Raw genomic sequence first — 16889 nt, 5'->3', positions numbered from 1 at the left:
CCCACTTCCGTGTCCGTCACCGGCAAACCCTTTCGTTAGCCCAACTCACTAAGTGAATCGAACACCACCCGGGGGCCGCTATTCCATTTCTCCTGGAAAAAGAAGGCAAGGCCGGGTCGCCGCAGTAGCGGCGACCCGGCCGGAGCAGGAGGGGCAGCAAGCTCCGCCAGCACCCCCGGACAACGGCGTCGCAGCAGCACAACGGGGCAGGAACTCTGCCAGCTGCAACACCGCCAGGCGGGAAGTCCGTCACCAGCAATACCGCCCGACAACGCCGCAGCAGCAACAGCCGGAGGAACTCCGCCACGAGCAGCCGCCGCGGCAGCACCGCCGGCAGGAACTCCGCCACAACTGCGGCGAATGTCCGACGTTCGCACGGCGTCGGGAGGCTCGGTTGCTTACAGTCCGGCGACCAGTTCGCGGAGTACCGGGAGGCTTACCGAGCCGGAGCCCAGCACTACGTCGTGGAAGTTCTTGATGTCGAAAGCGTTTCCGAGGCGGGTAACGGCGGCGGCGCGCTGGCGGCGGATTTCCAGCTGGCCGACCTTGTAGGCGACGGCCTGGCCGGGCATGGCGATGTAGCGGTCCACCTCGATCCGGATCTCCTCCAGGCCGACGGGGGCGTTCGCGACCATGAAGTCGATGGCCTGCTGGCGGGTCCAGCCCTTGGCGTGCAGGCCGGTGTCCACCACCAGGCGGCAGGAGCGCCAGGAGTCGGCGGCGAGCATCCCGATGCGGGTGAGATCGTCGGCGTACAAGCCCATTTCGTCGGCCAGCCGCTCGGTGTAGAGAGCCCAGCCTTCCACGAAAGCGGTGTTGGAGAAGGACATGCGCTGGAAGCGGGGCAGTTGTTCCAGTTCGTTGGCGATGGTCAACTGGAGGTGATGCCCCGGGATCGCCTCGTGGTAGGCCACCGCGGCGGTCTCGTAGCGGTTCTTGCCCTTCGGCTCGTGCAGGCTGACGTAATACGCGCCCGGCCGGGACCCATCGGCCGCGGGCGGGAAGTAGTAGGCGGCGGGCGCGTCGGCGGCTAGGAACTCCGGCACCGGCAGAATGTCGCAGGACTGCTTCGGGAGCCGACCGAACCAGTTACCCATTTCCGCCTGTGCCGCAGCGAGATACCGACGCGCGTCGGCCATGATCTCCTCGCCGTCGGCATAGCGCAGCGTAGGGTCCTCACGCAGCCGGGTGAAGATCTCACCGAGCTCGGTGCGCCCGAACAAGCGCCCGCCGACCTCGGCGTATTCACCGCGCAGCCCTTCGAGCTCGTCCAGCCCCAGCTGATGGATCTGCTCCGCACCCAGATCCGGCAGCGTGGTGTGATGCCGCAGCAACCGCCGGTACACATCCGCGCCGTCGTCGCCCAGCCAGCACAGGCCGGGCTGGTCGTCGGGGCGCGCGGCGGGCAGCAGTTCCTCGGCGAGGGCAGCCCGGTACGCGGCGAACGCCGGGCGGATGACATCGCGGGTCACCTCGGAAAGATCAGCACGCCAAGCCTTTTCACCATCCCAATCCACCGGCCCCGGGAAGGTGACGAACGGATCCGCGGCGATATCCGACCCCAGGTACCCGTCGAGCTGATTGAGCGAACGTTCGATGGTGATCCGCGCCGGCCGCCGCCCCGCCGCCAGCCCGGCCCGGAACCGCGCGACCGCCTGCTCCATCAACGCCCCGAACTGCCGGTACCGCTGCACCAGCTGCTCGGCGTGCACCGGCTCCGGCGCGTTCAGCTGCGGCGCCATGGTCAGCATCCCGGCATGCACCCCGGTCATCTGATCCGAGGCCATCTCCACCGGCCGCCATTCCAAATGCGATGCGGCGGAAGCGAGTTCGGTCCGCAACAGGCTCCGGGTGATCCGATCCTGCGCGTCGAGCCGTTCCGGATCGAGCGCGTCCACCTCGGCCAGCAGCCCCCGCCAGGTGCTCAGCAGCCGCTGCTCGGCATCCTCCGACAGGTCTTCGATGCGATCGTCGAAACGCCTGTCCCCCAACAGCGTTGCCTCACTGGGCGCGGACTCCAGCATGGCATCCCAGTACCGATCCGCGAGAGAGATGAGTTCGTCGTGCGCGTCCATGCGAACCATCATGCCCGCGCACCCCGCCCGCTGTCCCCGAGCGGGCATCTTCGCGCACGGCGCGCCGGGGCGCCGCCCGGATCAGAGCCGCGGCGGCACCGGAATGCGCATCAAATCCTCGGCGACCACGATGTCACCGTCGAAATGGGCGCGCGCATCGGCGAGATGCTGGTCGAGGGTGCGGTAGCGCTGGGAGAAGTGGGTGAGCACGAGCAGGCGCGCGCCCGCCTTGGCCGCCACCGAGGCCGCCTGCCCGGCGGTGAGGTGTCCGTATTCGACGGCGAGTTCCTCGTCGGCATCGCTGAACGTGGCCTCGATGACCAGCATGTCCACGTTCTGCGCCAGGTCGTACACGCCGTCGCAGAGCCGGGTGTCCATGATGAACGCGAAACTCTGCCCCGGCCGGGGTTCGCTGACCTCGTCGAGAGTGATTGCCCGCCCGTCGATTTCGACTCGCCCGTCCCGCTGCAGCTTGCCCACCACCGGCCCGGCGAGTCCCAGTTCGCGCAGGCGTTCCGGAATGAATCGCATGCCGTCGGGTTCGTCGAGCCGGTAGCCGAACGCTTCGACGGGATGCGACAACCGCGCCGCCCGCAGGCTGAAATCGGCTCCGGGCGCGGGCAGTTCACCGTTCTCGGTGATCGGATGCGGCAGCAGCTCGACCCGGCGATTGTGCGCGGAGGAGTCGACCAGCCGTTCGTAGAAGATCTCCCCCGAGGCCGGGAAGTACACGTCGACCGGATGCAGGGCCCCGTCCAGATTGATGCGCCCGAGCACCCCCGGCAGCCCGAAACAGTGGTCGCCATGGAAATGCGTGATCCCGATCCGGGTGATCCCGCTGGCCGCCACGCCGGCGAAACTCATCTGCCGCTGGGTGCCCTCACCCGGATCGAAGAGGAGACCCTCCCGATCCCAGCGCAGCAGATAACCATTGTGATTGCGCTGCTTGGTCGGTACTTGGCTGGCTGTCCCGAGGATGACCAGTTCGCGCTGTGACACGGCCGCCAGGCTACCGCCCGGTCGGCCGATCCTCGCGGCGGCGCAGCCCGGGCGCGTCACCGGCGATACCAGGCAGGGGTATCGAAACAGCGCACGGCACGACCACTAGACTGGCCCCGTGGTCGAACAGCAGGCACGTGGCACCCGGTGTATCCGGGCGTTCGGGCTGTTCACCCTCCTGGCCGGGATAGTGGCGATGCACGCCGTGGTCTTCGGCATGTCGCACGCCGAATCCGGTCATTCCGGCGGCTCCCACGCGGCGGTGACGGCCGCCGCCATGCCGCAAGAGCACGCCGCGGTCATGCCGCAGGAGCACGCCGCGACGACCATGCCCGGCTGCGGCGGCGATTGCGACAGCGGGCACGCCGGTATGCATGGCTGCCTGTTCGTCCTCTCCGCCCTGCTGCTCGGACTGGGCTTGGCCCTGCTCGGCTGGGTCGGTCTACGCGACCGGGAAACCACCACCGTGCGGGTGCGCCAGCCGCGCGCGCACCGGGCCCGTCCCCCACCCTGGACGGTGCTCACCCTGGCCGATTTGGCGATTCTGCGGATCTGATGGGCCGCCGCTGCCGCGTAGCCCCCACGCGGACGCGGGTTTTCGCATGCCCTTTTCCGGATTCAACGGCAATCTTCGCAATCGCCAAGGAGTACAACCATGTTCAGCACCCGCATCAAGCTCGCCCTCGTCGCCGGGACCTCGGCCGTCGCGCTGCTCACCGCCGGCTGTAGCAGCAGCGACGACAAGGACGGTTCCATGCCCGGCATGGATCACGGCGCGAGCTCCAGCAGCGCCCCGGCCGCGAGCAGCTCGGCCCCCCACACCGATTTCAACGCCGCCGACATCACCTTCCTGCAGATGATGTACCCGCATCACGCGCAGGCGGTGGAGATGGCAAAGCTGGTCCCGTCGCGTTCGCAGAACCAGGAATTGATCACCCTGGCCAAGAGCGTCGAGCAGGCCCAGTCCCCGGAGATGCAGCAGATCAGCACCCTGCTGCAGGCGTTCGGCAAACCCGCCCCGAGCGCGACCATGAGCGGTCACGCCATGTCCGGCATGATGACCGACGATCAGATGAAGCAGCTCGAGAAGCTGTCCGGCGCCGAATTCGACAAGATGTGGATGCGCATGATGATCGAGCACCATCAGGGCGCGATCGCCATGGCCAACACCGAACTGGCGACCGGTCAGAACGCCGACGCCAAGACCCTGGCGCAGGCCATCACGGGCGCGCAGCAGGGTGAGATCGATCAGATGAACCGCATGCTCGCCCAGAACTAGTCCAGCGAAAAGGCAACGGGTGCGCCGGATCCGGCGCACCCGTGGTGGCTAACTGCCGATGACCGCGTTCATGATGGTCCCGGCACTGGTGGCGGTGGCGCCGCCGATCATGGCGCCCGCCACCATCTTCGGTGATTCCAGGCCGCCGCCGCTCCACTTCTCCCAGGCGAAACGGCCGCCGCCGTAGGTGATGGCGGTGACGCCGGAGAGCATGGTGAACCAGGTGAAGTAGCGGACCAGCTTCATCAGCTTGTCAGCCACCGGCGGGGTTTCCGGGGTCGGATTGCCGATCTGCGCGACGACGGTGGTGTACGTGTCGTGCACGGCGGCGAGGAGCATGCTCACGATCGGTTCCTCTCGGATGCTGAGACGGTGCTGGCGGGGCGGAACTTGTGGCACAACTCTCACTAGTCGAGACAATTGAACCGCATCCGCCAGGTCGTCCGTGGGACGACACACCACCGGCACCGAACTCGAGCAGCCGATCAGCTACCGGTTTTGCTGCTCTCCAGCCGCTTGCCGAGCAGCGAGTGCTTGCGGCTGTAGGCGAAGTAGACGATCAGCCCGAGCGCCATCCAGACGATGAACCGCAGCCAGGTCTCCACCGACAGGTTGAACATCAGCCAGGCGCAGGCCACCACCGACAGGATCGGAATCAGCGGCACCAGCGGCACGCGGAAGCCGCGCGGCAGGTCGGGGCGGGTCTTGCGGAGCACCAGCACGCCCAGCGACACCAGCACGAACGCGAAGAGCGTGCCGATATTGACCATTTCCTCCAGCGTGCCGAAGTCCACGAACCCGGCCAGCAGCGCGCACACCACGCCGACGATGGCGGTGATCCGGACCGGGGTGCCCTTGGGGCCGGTGCGGGCCAGCGAGCGCGGCATCAGGCCGTCGCGGGACATGGCGAACAGCACCCGGGTCTGGCCCAGGAACAGCACCATGACCACGGTGGTCAGACCGGCCAGCGCGCCGATCGAGATGATGTTCTTGGCCCAGGTCACGCCGTTGATGGCGAAAGCGCTTGCCAGCGTGGCATTGTCGCCCTGCAGTTCGGTGTAGGGCACCATGCCGGTGAGGATCAGCGACACCGCCACGTACAGCACGGTGACGATGGCGAGCGAGCCGAGGATGCCGCGCGGCACATTGCGCTGCGGGTCCTTGGTCTCCTCGGCAGCGGTGGCGACCACGTCGAAACCGATGAAGGCGAAGAACACGATGGAGGCCGCGGCCAGCAGGCCGTACCAGCCGTAGGTGGTGCCGCCGCCACCGGTGACCAGCGCGAACAGCGTCTGGCGTAGGCCGGAGGTGTCATCGGCGACCGGCTGCGAGGCCGGAATGAACGGCTTCAGGTTGTCCAGCTTGAAGTAGGTCGCGCCGACCACCACGACGAGTGCGATGACGGCCAGCTTGATGGCGACCGCGACCGCGGACACCCGCGAGGACAGCTTGGTGCCCAGCGCCAGCAGCACGCCGAGGATGGCGATCAGCAGCACCGCGCCCCAGTCGAAGGTGACCGAGCCGAAGTGCCAGATCGGCATGTGCCCGCCCATGACCGTGCCCAGGTACTGCGACCAGCCCTTGGCCACGACCGAGGTGCCGAGCGCGAATTCCAGGATGAGGTCCCAGCCGATGATCCAGGCGGCGAGTTCGCCGAAGGTGGCGTAGGAGAAGGTGTACGCGCTGCCCGCGACCGGAACGGTGGAGGCGAATTCCGCGTAGCAGACCGCGGCCAGGCCGCAGGCGATGGCGGCGAAGACGAAGGCCAGCGAGACCGCGGGTCCGGCGTGATTGCCGGCGGTGCGCGCGGTGAGGGTGAAGATGCCCGCGCCGACCACCACGGCGACACCGAAGACGGTGAGGTCCCAGGAGGTCAGGTCCTTGCGGAGTTTGGCGTCGGGTTCGTCGGTGTCGCGAATGGACTGTTCGACCGTCTTGGTGCGGAACAAGCCGGTGGTGCGGGTGGCCGCGGGGCCGACCGCCTCAGGCTGAGGGTCCGGAGTCGCCACTGTCTCTCCTATATCTGGGCTTCTCGGCAACTGTGCAGTTCACGCCTCTTCCCGGGTCCTTGCTCTCGATCCCGGGGCGAGACCTGAGTTGTCGGCGTCACAGCGAACCGTATCACCCACTGGTACGAACCAGTTCAGCAACTGGTTGGACAACATTTGCCGAATTACACCTGACGATTACCCACTCCCGACGCTCCCCAGCGACCGGCCGGTCCCGATAGGGTTAGCTATGCGGTCCGGCGGCAAGTTCGAAGGCGGGGATCCGCAGGCGCTGGACCGGATCCTCGCCGGCGCACAGCGGGTGCGGGTGCGGGAGTTGCGCGGCGATCCGGACCCTTTGCTGGAGGAACGCGATCCGATTGCGATGCAGGCGCTCCGGGAGTCGCTGCGCATCGCCGATCTGCCCGGATTCATCTGCCGCTGCCTAGGCGATGTGGCCCTGGAATTCCTCGACGCGGCCGACGCCACCCTGGCCACGGTGACCCTGCATCACGGCAATTCGGTGCGCTGGGAGGGCTGGCCCGAGCACGCGCCGCTGGCCGACGGCGTGCGGATGCTGGAGTGGCTGGCGGTGCGCGGGGTGCCGGGGCCGCTGCGCGAGTACCGGGCGGCCGAGGAATGATCGAGGGCATGGTCGAGTTTCCCGAGCACAATGTGGGTCCGAAGTGGAAGGGCAAGCGGATCGGGTACTTCCGCGAGACCGCAGGGTACAAGCGGTATCGAGCGGCGTATCTCGACGGCTTCGCCCAGCTGCCCGCCGTCCGCGAATCCGTGGATGTGCCGACGAGTTTCGGGACCGTGCGGGCCTATCGTTTCGGCGACGGCCCGGCCACGCCGCTGGTCCTGCTGCCGGGACGGCAGGCCGCGACCCCGATGTGGGCGGCGAACCTGCCCGGCCTGACCGCCCTGCGCCCGGTGCTGACCCTGGATCTGCTGGGCGAACCCGGCGCGAGCGTGCAGACCAAGCCCCTGCAGGACGATGCCGATCAGGCCGGATGGCTGGCCGAGGCGCTCGCGGCGCTGGAACCGCGGCCGGTGCCCGTGCTCGGGGTGTCCATCGGCGGCTGGTCGGCGGTGAATCTGGCCGTGCACCATCCGGAGCGGGTGGCCGCGCTGATCACCTTCGACGCACCGTTCGTCTTCGGCGGCGTGACCTGGAAAATGATCATGGTGTCGCTGGGCTCGGTACTGCCGGGCATGCCGGACAAATGGCGTAATCGCTTGCTGGGCTGGATCTCCGGGGGCGTGCAAGCGCCGCAGGACCTGCCCGAGGGGCGGCTCATCGCCTCGGGCATGAAGGATTTCGCCGCCTACCTGCCGATGGTGAAACAGCCTTCGAAGGAACAGCTTTCGGGTCTCGAGATCCCGTTCCTCGGGATCTTCGCCGGGCGCAGCATCGTGCACAAGTCCAAGAAGCTGGCCGCGAAGGCGCGCAAACTGGTGCCGGCCGGGCAGTTCGAAGTGTGGCCGGAAGCATCGCACGCCATCAACGGCGAATTCCCCGAGGAGATCGCGGCGCGGGTGAAAACCTTTCTCGCCGAGGTCGATCCGGGTGCGGACTAGGGCACCAGCACCGCACGGCCGCGAATCAGGCCCTTGTCCAGGCGCTGGAACGCGTCCGGGCCCTCGGCCAGATCGAAGCGCTCCACCTCCATGTGCAGCTTCCCGGCCTGCGCCAGCGCCACACAGGCGTGCAGGTCGGATCTGGTGCCGCCCAGCGACTTTCGCACGGTCGCGCCCCACGGCAGTCCGGGGCCACCGGCGGGTCCGGCGGTGATTCCCGGATTGCCGTCGCCGATGCCGACCATGCGATACGCGCCGTTGGGGGCCACCGTCTCGACGGCCAGCTTGGCGGTGCTGTCGACGCCGACGAAGTCGAACACCGCTTCCGCGCCGCGGCCGTCGGTCAGGTCCAGGATCTGCTCGGCGGTGTCGTCGGCGGCCAGAATGCTCACGTCCGCACCGCAGGCCGCGGCCAGTTCCAGCTTCTCCGGCGCGGAATCGACGGCGATCACGCGCACCCCGCTGATCGCGTGCAGGATCTGCAGGGCCGCGTGCCCGAGCCCGCCGATGCCGATGGCGACCGCGGTGCCGCCCGGCCGCAGCACGTCCTTGGTCCCGCGAATCGCGTGGTAGGCGGTCAGCGCCGCGTCGGCGACCGGGGCGGCCTGGATGAAGTCCAGATCGCCGATGGGCACGAAGGTGCCGGCCGGAATGCGCACGTACTCGGCCATTCCGCCTTCCATGGTGAGGCCCGGGCAGGGCGGCATGGCGACGCGGCCCGCCGCGAGGCACACGTTCTCGTTGCCGCTCACGCACTCCCGGCACACACCGCAGGTCCAGAACAGGTACACCACGCCGCGCTCGCCGATCTCGCGGCCGGTCACGTCCGAACCGATGGCCTCGATGGTGCCGGCGATCTCGTGGCCGAGGGTCAGCGGATCCTCGCGCAGCTGGATCGGGAAGTTGACCAGGGTCAGGTCGGAGTGGCAGACGCCCGCCGCGCCGACCCGGATGAGCAGGTCGTTGGGTCCGATGTCGGGGACCGGAATGTCGTTGACTACCACCGTTTCCGGGCCGGTCCACTGGAGTGCTCGCATGGTGCTTCCTCTGTGTTTCTCACGAGTGACGCCGCGTTTTCTCGCGTGTGATCTGGCGCACAAGGTAGCATTCGCTTTACACTGTGTCTAGCGAATGACGGAATGTCTAATGGTGTTCGCCAAAACGCCCCCGGGGAATGAGACTCCTGTCTAGGCTGCCGTCCCATGAAGCAACCGCGGATCGCCATCGTGGGGGCCGGCATCTCCGGCATCTGCATGGGCGTCGCTCTACAGCGGGCCGGATTCACCGATTTCACCATCTTCGAGAAGGCCGCCGACTACGGCGGGACCTGGCGCGACAACACCTATCCCGGACTGGTGTGCGATGTGCCGTCGCGGTACTACCAGTTCCGGTTCGCCATGAATCCCGAATGGACGCAGCTGTATTCGGCCGGGCCGGAGATCAAGGACTATCTGGCCGGGGTCGCGCGCGAGCACGGCCTGCCCGCACACACCCGCTTCGGCGCGGAGGTGACCTCGGCCGAATACGATGCGGAGGGCTGGCTGGTCGGCACCGCCGACGGGACGACGGCGCGCTTCGACTTCGTCATGTGCGCAACGGGTTTCCTGCACCACCCGAACCGGCCCGACATCCCCGGGCTGACCGAATTCGCCGGGCCCGTGGTGCATTCCTCGCGCTGGGATCACGAGGTGGAGCTGGCCGGTAAGCGGATCGGGGTGATCGGCACTGGATCGACCGGCACCCAGCTGGTGAGCGCACTCGCCGGGCAGGTGCCGAAAGTGGCGCTCTTCCAGCGCACTCCGCAGTGGATCCTGCCGACCGTCAATCGCGCCTACACGCCGATCTCGAAGGCGATCTACCGGCGGGTGCCGGCCTTGAACACACTGGTCTACGGCATGCACCGGATGATCTTCGCGGCGTTCTCGCAGGGGCTGGTGCACCCGGGACGCATCCGGCGCTTCATCCAGTGGGTGGTGGCGCGAAACCTGCGGTCGGTCAAGGATCCTGAACTGCGCGCCAAGCTGACCCCCGATTATCAGGCCATGTGCAAGCGGCTGGTGGTGTCGGACCGTTTCTACGCGGCGGTGCAGCGGCCGGATGTGAAACTGGTGACCAGCGGTATCGAACAGGTGAAACCGGACGGGGTGGTGACCGCCGACGGCGTGCTGCACGAGCTCGACATGCTGGTGCTGGCAACCGGATTCGACTCGCACGCCTTCATGCGGCCGATGGCGATCACCGGCACCGCCGGACGCACCCTGGATCAAGCCTGGGCGGACGGGCCGCGCGCCTTCGAGGGCGTCATGATGCCCGACTTCCCGAACCTGTTCATGCTCATCGGCCCGCACAGCCCGTTCGCCAACCACCCGCTCACCGCGGTCGCCGAAGCGCAGTCCGCGCGCATCGTCGGCTGGCTGAAGCGCTGGCAGGCAGGCGAATTCGGCGCGCTCGCGCCCACCCACGCCGCCACCGACCGGTACAACGCGCGCCTCAAAGCCGCCGCTCCCAGCACCGTGTGGACCACCGGCTGCCGGAGCTGGTATCTCGGCAAGGACGGACTGCCCGAATTGTGGCCGTGGAGTCCGGGCCGCTACGAGAAACTGATTCGCAGCGCCCCCGATCCGGTCGACTACCGGCTGGAACGCGCCGGCGCCCGAAAGTGAGCGGGCCCGTGCAGATTTCCTCGATGCGTGGTCTGTCGCGACTGATCGGCCGGTGGTCGTTCGGCCCCGCCCCGGACTGGGACCGGGTCCGGCGGCGACTGGTCGCGGGCACCCGTTTCGTCAAAGCGCCCGCGGGCGTGACGGTGACGACCGGCTCGCTCGGCGGCACCCCTGCCGAAATCCTCACGCCCCGTTACGCTCCCACCGATGCGGCCATCCTGTATCTGCACGGCGGCGGGTTCGTCAGCGGAGCCCCCGCCATGCTCCGGCCGCTCACCGGCCCCCTGGCGGCGGCCACCGACACCACCGTCTACGCCCTGGACTACCGCCTCGCCCCGGAGCATCCGTGGCCCGCTGCGATCGACGATGTGCTCGCCGCGTACCGCGCCCTGCTGGCACGCGGCGTTCCGGCGAAACAGATTGCCGTCGCGGGTGATTCGGCCGGCGGCACGCTCACCCTGGATCTCGCCGAGCGGCTGCGCGCCAAGGGCTGGCCGCAGCCCGCACTGCTCGCCATGATCTGCCCGGTGCTCGACTACAGCACCGAATCATCGGCATTCCAAGGCGATTCGCCTCGCGAACCGCTGCTCACCGGCTCGCTCATGCGCGATTGCATCGACGCCTACCTGCCCGGCGTTCCCGAGTCGGAACGGCGCGCGATGTCACCGGTGCACCGCGACATCACCGGACTGCCGCCCATCGTGCTGCAATCGGCGGGCGACGACCTGCTCGCCGGGGACGCCCGCCGGTTCGCCGCACACGCCGCGAAATCCGGTGCGCCGCTGCGGCATCGGGAGTATCGCGGCCTGTGGCACGTCTTCCACGCCATGCCCATGAAAGCCTCCCGCGAAGCCATCGCGGACCTGGCGAAGCCCCTCACCGAAGCCCTGTACGGCCATCACACCGGCTACCGCTCGGGAGAATGACCGATGGCCGCGCTCGCTCACCGCTCAGGGCAGCAGGCGATGCGCGGCCCCGATCGCCATGTCGCGCACCAGCTTCGCGGGTTGTTCGAGCAGGCAGAGGCTGGTGAGGGCGGCCAGCATCAGCTGGCCGAGCAGGTAGGACATGTCCGCGCGCTCCTCGGCGGAGAGATCGTCACCCATGATCTGATCGAAACGCTCCAGCATGATCGCGTAGAGCGCCCGGCGTTCCCGGTCGGCGGTGCGGTCCCCGGAGATGATGGCCGACACCATGGCCGACATGAGCGGCAGTTCGGCGGCGGAATGGTCGATCACGGCCGCCATGAGTTCCGCCATCTGCTCCGCGGCCGAGCCCCCGGCCAGCCGAATCCCGCCCCGCGCTTGCTCTTCGGCGATCTCGCGCGCCCATTCCACCCCGGCGGCGGTCAACAGCTGATCCTTACTGCCGAAATACCGGTACACCGTGGCCCTGGCCAGCTGGGCATGGTCGGCCACCGCGTGCATGGTCACCGCCCCGTACCCGCCCTGCCCCGCCAGTTCGCGCGCCGCGACCAGCAGCCGCTGCCGCCGTTCCCGCTGACTGCTGGACAGCGGGTGCACGGTGGTGAAGGTGGCCGAGAGGGCACGAGACGACATGGCCTCATTGTGGCGTACCGGCCGCCGTGCGGTTCCCGCCCACCTACCGCGCAGCCGCGAAAACAGCTCTGCCAGCGGCGATTCGCCCTACCGGGCAGGCATCCGGCGACGGCTGCACGGCACACGCGGCGGGCCTCGGGCAATTCCCGGCGGTGTGCCACCCGGTCACCGTCTCCTGGACGAAAGGTGAAACTGATGGCCGCTGCTGATTACTCGCCCGGCACGGGCGTGATCGTGACCGGTGGCGCTTCCGGGATCGGGCTGGCCTGCGCGTATGCGCTGGCCGAGGCCGGACGGCCGGTGGCGCTGTGGGATGTGGCGGGTGCGGCCGCGCGGACCGCAGCGGCGGCCGTCCGCGAGAAGTACGGCACGACGGCCATGGCCGTGGCGGTCGACGTCACCGACATCGCGGCGGTGGAGGCCGCGGTCGATGCCACCCGGACCGCGCTCGGCAGTATCGGCGGGCTGGTGCACGCGGCGGGCGTGGTGCGGGCCGAACCGCTGGGTTACCTGGATGCCGGGAAATGGGATGCCGTACTGGATGTGAATCTGCGCGCGCAGGCGCTCATCACGCAGGCGATTCTCACCGATCTGCAGAGCAATCCGGGTTCGGCGGTGGTGGGCATCTCCTCCATCGAGGCGTTCATCGGGCAGGCGTTCATCCCGGCCTATTGCGCGTCGAAGGCGGGCCTGCTGGGGCTCACCCGCGCCATGGCACAACAGTTGGGCGGCAGCGGGATTCGCGTCAACGCCGTCTGCCCCGGATACATCGATACGCCGATGATGCGCACCAATATCCCCGAGGAGGTGATCGCGCAGGAGGCCGCGCGCTCGGTGTTCGGGCGGCTCGGCGCGGCCGAGGAGGTGGCGCGGGCGGTGCGCTTCCTGCTCGGCGATGACGCCTCGTTCATCACCGGCACCCACCTCACCGTCGACGGCGGGGTGACGGCCATCGGCGGGCAGTAGCGCGGTTCAGGCGAAGGCGTGGACGAGGATCGGCGCGACGAATTCGGTCAGCATGGCGCGTTCCTCGTCGGCGTCGCGGCCGGGCGCGGCCAGCAGCGAGACGATGATGCGGGTCAGCCAGCGCGCCAGCCGCCCGCGTTCCGGATCGCCCAGCCCGTTCGGGGTGAACAGGCTGGTCGCCAGCGATTCGATGACCGCGGAGTCCTGGCTGATCTCGCCCGCCGGGCCCGCCTCGCCGGCCCGGAACCAGGCGATGAGCATGGGGTCGGCGCGCACCTCGCGCACCGCGGCCAGCATGGCCTCGATGATCCGCTCGGTGGGGTCTTCCACCGCGCCGACCTCGGCCGCCACCCGCGCCGCGATGCGGCGGCTCTCGCGATGCACGAAAGCCAGCCGCACCGCCTGCCGATTGTCGAAATACCGGTACAGGGTGGCCCGCGAACAGCCCGCCGCCTTGGCGATATCGCCCATGCCGACATTGGTCACGCCGCGTGCGGCGAACAGTTCGGCGGCGGCGTCGAGAATCCGCTCGGCCGCCAGGTCGGCCCGGTCGGTTGCCAGCCAATCGCGGCTCATGCGCTGTCCCTTCGGTATTCGCGGTCACCCCGCCCGCACGGCTCAGGCGGTCACATGGAACGGGACCGACATGGGCCAGCGGACGTAATTTCCGTTGGACCAGACTACGTCGGGGATATCCACGGTGAACTCCGGGCAGCGGGCCAGTAGTTCCTCCAGCGCCACCCGGGCCTGCATGCGCGCGGCGGCCGCGCCCAGGCAGTGGTGATGGCCGTGGCTGAAGGTCATGATCTGCTTGGGGTTGCGCAGTACGTCGAGTTGTTCCGCGGTGGGGCCGTACTCGCGTTCGTCGTGATTGGCCGAGGCGTAGAGCAGCAGGACGCGGCGGCCCGCCGGGATGACGGTGTCGTGCAGTTCGACATCGCGGGTGGTGGTGCGCGCCAGGCCCTGCACGGGTGAGGTCATGCGCAGGAATTCCTCGACCGCGACGGTGATGCGGCTCGGGTCCTCGACCAGCAGGCGGCGCTGCTCGGGGTTGGCGCTGAGCAATTGCACCGCGCCGCCGAGGTTTCCGGTGGTGGTGTCATTGCCGCCGGTGATCATGGTGAAGGCGAAGCCGAGCATGGCGAGCAGGCCGTCGGTGTCGCCGTCCGCGCCGATGCCGGAGGCCAGCATGTGCGAGATAGTGTCGTCGCCGGGTTCGCCGCGGCGGCGATCGATCAATTGCGTGAAATACCCGGCCATTTCGCCGATCACGGCCATGACGTCGCCGCTGGCCTTGCTGATATCGCCGCTGGAGATGGCGCCGCCCACGATCGCGAAGGTCCATTCGTCGAACTTGGCGCGGTCGGCCTCCGGGACGCCGAGGTAGTGCGCCACGACCATGGTCGGCAGGGGTTTGAAGAGTTCGGCGACGATATCGCCGCCGCCCGCGGCCTTCAGCTTCTCGACGCGTTCGATGACGAACCGGCGCACCGCGGGCTCGACCGAATTCACCTGTCGCGGCGTGAATCCCGGGGAGACGCGGCGGCGGAAGTCGGTGTGCTCCGGCGGGTCCATGAAGACGAAGGGCCGCAGCACGCCGCCGCCGATGGCATCCATGCCGACGTAATCGAGGGTCAGGCCCGAAGCCGAAGAGAAGGTCTGCGGGTCGCGGGCGGCCGCGTACACGTCGGCGTGCCGGGACAGTACGTAGTAGTCGTCGGATTCGCGGCCTTCGGGCACGACGTGGTGCACCGGATCGTTTTCGCGCAGTGCGGAATACATGGGCCAGGGGTCACGCCAGGTTTCGCCCGAGCGCGGTTCGAACTTGACCGCATGAGACGACGTTGAACTCATGCATCGACGGTAAGACAAATACTCGATTCTGTCTAGAACCGGTTTCAGTCTTGGTCCCGGACCAGCTGGAAGGTGAACTCGCTGTCGCCGATCCGCACCGTCGCGTTATTGGCCAGAATCGCGCTGTCCACCACCCGGATACCGTCCACGAACACGCCGTTCGAGGAGCTCAGATCCTTGACCACATAGGTGAGGCCGTTGTCGATGACCAGGGCGTGATGGCGGCTGACCCGGCCGTCGGGCAGCGCGATGTCATTGTCGGAGAGCCGGCCGATCCGGGTCACGGTCCCGACGATGGGGAACACCTGGCCGTCGCGGCCGCGCAGGATCGCCTGCGGTTCGTGCCAGCTGCGATCCACGATGGTGGTGGCGCGGGTCGCCGAGGCGGCGGCGACCGCGCGCACGCTCAGCGAATCCTGGCGCAGGATACGGGCTTCCAGCTCCCGGATGCGCGGGCCGGGATCGATGCCGAGTTCGTCGGCGAGCACGGTGCGCAGGCGGCGGGCGGCATCGAGGGCGTCGGACTGACGGCCGGCCAGGTAGAGCGCGGTGATCAGCTGCTCCCAGAGTGATTCCCGCAGTGGGTGATCGCGCACCAGCAGGGTGAGTTCGGAGACCACGGCATCGGCGCGGCCCTGGGCGATATCGGCCTCGGCGCGGGCCTCGATGACGCCGATGCGCTCATCGTCCAGGGCCACCGCGTAGGCGTCGGCGAAACCGAGACCGCGCAGATCGGACAGCACCGGGCCGCGCCATTGCGCGAGGGCGTCGGAGAGGGCTTCGCTGGCGGCGGCGAAACGGCCGGCGGCCAGGGCGCGCAGGCCGTTTTCGCGGCGGATGCGGAAGCGGAAGACGTCGCAGGCGGCCTCCTCCACCACGATGCGGTAGCCGGTTCCCATGTGCTGCAACATGTTCCGGGCGTCGATGCCGCCGTCGCGCAGGGGCTTGCGGAGGTTGGACACGATGGCGTGCAGGCTGACGCGGACGTCGGGGGGCTGGTTCTCCTCCCAGACGGCGGCGGCCAGGGCATCGACCGAAACCGGGCGGTTGGCATGAATTACCAGGTAGGCCAGCACCGCTCGCTGTTTCGGACCGCCCAGCTGCTGCGCCACCCCATCGATGGTGAGCTCGACCGGACCCAGCACCCCCACCTGCGCCCGCACCTGCGCCATCGGCAACTCCTCACCATCGCCCCCGGTCAGACTCCCGCCACTGTAACTTCCCGGCCCGTCTCACGCCCCCCGGTTTCACGGCAGCAGGCGTTGCTCCTTCGCCACCGCCACCGCGGCGGCGCGGGTCTCCACCTCGAGTTTGTCGTAGATGCGGGCCAGATGGGTTTTCACGGTGGCCTCGCTGATGTGCAGGGCGCGGGCGATCTCGCGATTGCCGAGACCGTGCGCGAGCTGGGCCAGAATGTCGAGCTCGCGGGGCGTGAGGGTGGGGCGCGGGCGGCGCATCTGCGTCATGACGCGATCGGCCACCGGCGGGGACAACGCGGTACGGCCCTGGGCGGCGGCGTGCACGGCGGCGAAGAGCTCCTCCGGGCGCTCCGCCTTCAACAGGTAGCCGGTGGCGCCGGCGGCGATCGCGCGGGTGACGTCGGCGTCGGTGTCGAAAGTGGTCAGCACCAGCACGTACGGCGGGTTCGGGAGCGCGCAGATGCGCCGCGTCGCCTCGATGCCGTCCATATCCGCGCCGAGTTGCAGGTCCATCAGCACCACGTCCGGGTGCACGGCCGCGGCCAGCGTCACCGCCTCGGTCCCGCTGCCCGCCTCCCCCACCACCTCGATATCCGGTGCGCTGGCCAGCAAGGCCAGCAGACCGGCGCGCACCACCGCGTGGTCGTCGCAGATCAGCAGCCGGACAACGGTTTTCACAGCATCCACGGGGCCTCCCACCTGGTAAACGCGCGACTGGCGCAC

Annotated in this window: 17 protein-coding genes; 7 read left to right on the top strand and 10 right to left on the bottom strand. The window is 68.7% G+C overall.

Translation table 11 applies throughout. The features are described 5' to 3' along the window. Window positions 1-398 precede the first annotated feature (398 nt). Both NY1_RS10135 and NY1_RS10130 read right to left on the bottom strand, forming a co-directional pair. On the bottom strand, window positions 399-2087 hold the full coding sequence (locus NY1_RS10135; protein WP_067710636.1) for a DUF885 domain-containing protein: 1689 nt from the start codon (window positions 2085-2087) through the stop codon (window positions 399-401). A 69-nt stretch (window positions 2088-2156) separates the two neighbouring features. Next, a complete protein-coding gene (locus NY1_RS10130; RefSeq protein ID WP_067710635.1) occupies window positions 2157-3074 on the bottom strand; it encodes a ribonuclease Z in 918 nt (305 codons plus the stop codon). A gap of 118 nt (window positions 3075-3192) precedes the next feature. On the opposite strand from NY1_RS10130, the gene NY1_RS10125 reads away from it, so the two are divergent. Next, window positions 3193-3630, top strand: a complete 438-nt coding sequence (locus tag NY1_RS10125; protein WP_067710634.1) for a DUF6153 family protein — start codon at window positions 3193-3195, stop codon at window positions 3628-3630. A 99-nt stretch (window positions 3631-3729) separates the two neighbouring features. Beyond that, window positions 3730-4353 carry a DUF305 domain-containing protein gene (locus tag NY1_RS10120; protein WP_067710633.1) on the top strand — a complete coding sequence of 208 codons (624 nt, stop codon included), beginning with the start codon at window positions 3730-3732 and terminating at the stop codon, window positions 4351-4353. A 48-nt stretch (window positions 4354-4401) separates the two neighbouring features. On the opposite strand, the gene NY1_RS10115 is transcribed toward NY1_RS10120, so the two are convergent. Together NY1_RS10115 and NY1_RS10110 are read right to left on the bottom strand one after the other, a co-directional pair. Next, window positions 4402-4692, bottom strand: a complete 291-nt coding sequence (locus NY1_RS10115; protein WP_174564479.1) for a hypothetical protein — start codon at window positions 4690-4692, stop codon at window positions 4402-4404. A 146-nt stretch (window positions 4693-4838) separates the two neighbouring features. Further along, window positions 4839-6362: an amino acid permease gene (locus NY1_RS10110; protein ID WP_067710631.1), complete on the bottom strand. Its 1524-nt coding sequence runs from the start codon at window positions 6360-6362 to the stop codon at window positions 4839-4841. 229 nt (window positions 6363-6591) lie between these two features. Here NY1_RS10110 and NY1_RS10105 point away from each other — a divergent pair, with 229 nt between their 5' ends. Further along, complete coding sequence (locus tag NY1_RS10105; protein WP_067710630.1) at window positions 6592-6984, top strand: hypothetical protein; 393 nt, start codon at window positions 6592-6594, stop codon at window positions 6982-6984. An 8-nt stretch (window positions 6985-6992) separates the two neighbouring features. Beyond that, the gene (locus tag NY1_RS10100) at window positions 6993-7925 is read left to right on the top strand and encodes an alpha/beta fold hydrolase (protein ID WP_067710744.1); all 933 of its coding nucleotides are present in this window, start codon (window positions 6993-6995) and stop codon (window positions 7923-7925) included. Here the strand turns inward: NY1_RS10100 and NY1_RS10095 are convergent. Next, window positions 7922-8962 carry an NAD(P)-dependent alcohol dehydrogenase gene (locus tag NY1_RS10095; protein ID WP_067710629.1) on the bottom strand — a complete coding sequence of 347 codons (1041 nt, stop codon included), beginning with the start codon at window positions 8960-8962 and terminating at the stop codon, window positions 7922-7924. The two genes, NY1_RS10100 and NY1_RS10095, sit on opposite strands and share 4 nt — an antisense overlap. Window positions 8963-9127: 165 nt before the next feature. Here NY1_RS10095 and NY1_RS10090 point away from each other — a divergent pair, with 165 nt between their 5' ends. Both NY1_RS10090 and NY1_RS10085 read left to right on the top strand, forming a co-directional pair. Then, window positions 9128-10588 carry a flavin-containing monooxygenase gene (locus tag NY1_RS10090; RefSeq protein ID WP_067710628.1) on the top strand — a complete coding sequence of 487 codons (1461 nt, stop codon included), beginning with the start codon at window positions 9128-9130 and terminating at the stop codon, window positions 10586-10588. 23 nt (window positions 10589-10611) lie between these two features. Further along, the gene (locus tag NY1_RS10085; protein WP_157762134.1) at window positions 10612-11514 is read left to right on the top strand and encodes an alpha/beta hydrolase; all 903 of its coding nucleotides are present in this window, start codon (window positions 10612-10614) and stop codon (window positions 11512-11514) included. 24 nt (window positions 11515-11538) lie between these two features. On the opposite strand, the gene NY1_RS10080 is transcribed toward NY1_RS10085, so the two are convergent. Beyond that, the gene (locus NY1_RS10080; protein ID WP_067710626.1) at window positions 11539-12147 is read right to left on the bottom strand and encodes a TetR/AcrR family transcriptional regulator; all 609 of its coding nucleotides are present in this window, start codon (window positions 12145-12147) and stop codon (window positions 11539-11541) included. Between the two features lie 195 nt (window positions 12148-12342). Between NY1_RS10080 and NY1_RS10075 the strand changes: the two genes are divergently transcribed. After that, window positions 12343-13113 (top strand): SDR family NAD(P)-dependent oxidoreductase, encoded by a 771-nt coding sequence (locus NY1_RS10075; RefSeq protein ID WP_067710743.1) that lies wholly within the window; start codon window positions 12343-12345, stop codon window positions 13111-13113. 6 nt (window positions 13114-13119) lie between these two features. On the opposite strand, the gene NY1_RS10070 is transcribed toward NY1_RS10075, so the two are convergent. The 4 genes from NY1_RS10070 to NY1_RS10055 all read right to left on the bottom strand — a co-directional run bounded on the left by NY1_RS10070 (window position 13120) and on the right by NY1_RS10055 (window position 16844). Next, window positions 13120-13689, bottom strand: a complete 570-nt coding sequence (locus tag NY1_RS10070) for a TetR/AcrR family transcriptional regulator (protein ID WP_067710625.1) — start codon at window positions 13687-13689, stop codon at window positions 13120-13122. 42 nt (window positions 13690-13731) lie between these two features. After that, entirely contained in the window at window positions 13732-14967 is a 1236-nt protein-coding gene (locus NY1_RS10065; protein WP_067710624.1) for a cytochrome P450, read from the bottom strand. Between the two features lie 44 nt (window positions 14968-15011). Then, window positions 15012-16139 (bottom strand): BTAD domain-containing putative transcriptional regulator, encoded by a 1128-nt coding sequence (locus NY1_RS10060; protein ID WP_067710623.1) that lies wholly within the window; start codon window positions 16137-16139, stop codon window positions 15012-15014. Window positions 16140-16214: 75 nt separating this feature from the next. Continuing rightward, entirely contained in the window at window positions 16215-16844 is a 630-nt protein-coding gene (locus NY1_RS10055; protein WP_157762147.1) for a response regulator, read from the bottom strand. Window positions 16845-16889 lie beyond the last annotated feature (45 nt).

Origin of the sequence: Nocardia yamanashiensis NBRC 100130 (assembly GCF_001613325.1) — a bacterium.
GTDB classification, from domain to species: domain Bacteria; phylum Actinomycetota; class Actinomycetes; order Mycobacteriales; family Mycobacteriaceae; genus Nocardia; species Nocardia yamanashiensis.
Note: the sequence above shows the minus strand (reverse complement) of the source record. Positions and strands in the feature narration are given on the sequence as shown.

What these genes read in the sequence shown, in the direction of transcription:
- NY1_RS10090 (WP_067710628.1), top strand. Translation starts at nt 9,128, where the DNA reads ATGAAGCAACCGCGGATCGCCATCGTGGGGGCCGGCATCTCCGGCATC.
- NY1_RS10115 (WP_174564479.1), bottom strand. Translation starts at nt 4,692, where the DNA reads ATGCTCCTCGCCGCCGTGCACGACACGTACACCACCGTCGTCGCGCAG.
- NY1_RS10075 (WP_067710743.1), top strand. Translation starts at nt 12,343, where the DNA reads ATGGCCGCTGCTGATTACTCGCCCGGCACGGGCGTGATCGTGACCGGT.
- NY1_RS10120 (WP_067710633.1), top strand. Translation starts at nt 3,730, where the DNA reads ATGTTCAGCACCCGCATCAAGCTCGCCCTCGTCGCCGGGACCTCGGCC.
- NY1_RS10105 (WP_067710630.1), top strand. Translation starts at nt 6,592, where the DNA reads ATGCGGTCCGGCGGCAAGTTCGAAGGCGGGGATCCGCAGGCGCTGGAC.
- NY1_RS10095 (WP_067710629.1), bottom strand. Translation starts at nt 8,962, where the DNA reads ATGCGAGCACTCCAGTGGACCGGCCCGGAAACGGTGGTAGTCAACGAC.
- NY1_RS10100 (WP_067710744.1), top strand. Translation starts at nt 6,993, where the DNA reads ATGGTCGAGTTTCCCGAGCACAATGTGGGTCCGAAGTGGAAGGGCAAG.
- NY1_RS10135 (WP_067710636.1), bottom strand. Translation starts at nt 2,087, where the DNA reads ATGATGGTTCGCATGGACGCGCACGACGAACTCATCTCTCTCGCGGAT.
- NY1_RS10065 (WP_067710624.1), bottom strand. Translation starts at nt 14,967, where the DNA reads ATGAGTTCAACGTCGTCTCATGCGGTCAAGTTCGAACCGCGCTCGGGC.
- NY1_RS10060 (WP_067710623.1), bottom strand. Translation starts at nt 16,139, where the DNA reads ATGGCGCAGGTGCGGGCGCAGGTGGGGGTGCTGGGTCCGGTCGAGCTC.
- NY1_RS10080 (WP_067710626.1), bottom strand. Translation starts at nt 12,147, where the DNA reads ATGTCGTCTCGTGCCCTCTCGGCCACCTTCACCACCGTGCACCCGCTG.
- NY1_RS10085 (WP_157762134.1), top strand. Translation starts at nt 10,612, where the DNA reads ATGCGTGGTCTGTCGCGACTGATCGGCCGGTGGTCGTTCGGCCCCGCC.
- NY1_RS10070 (WP_067710625.1), bottom strand. Translation starts at nt 13,689, where the DNA reads ATGAGCCGCGATTGGCTGGCAACCGACCGGGCCGACCTGGCGGCCGAG.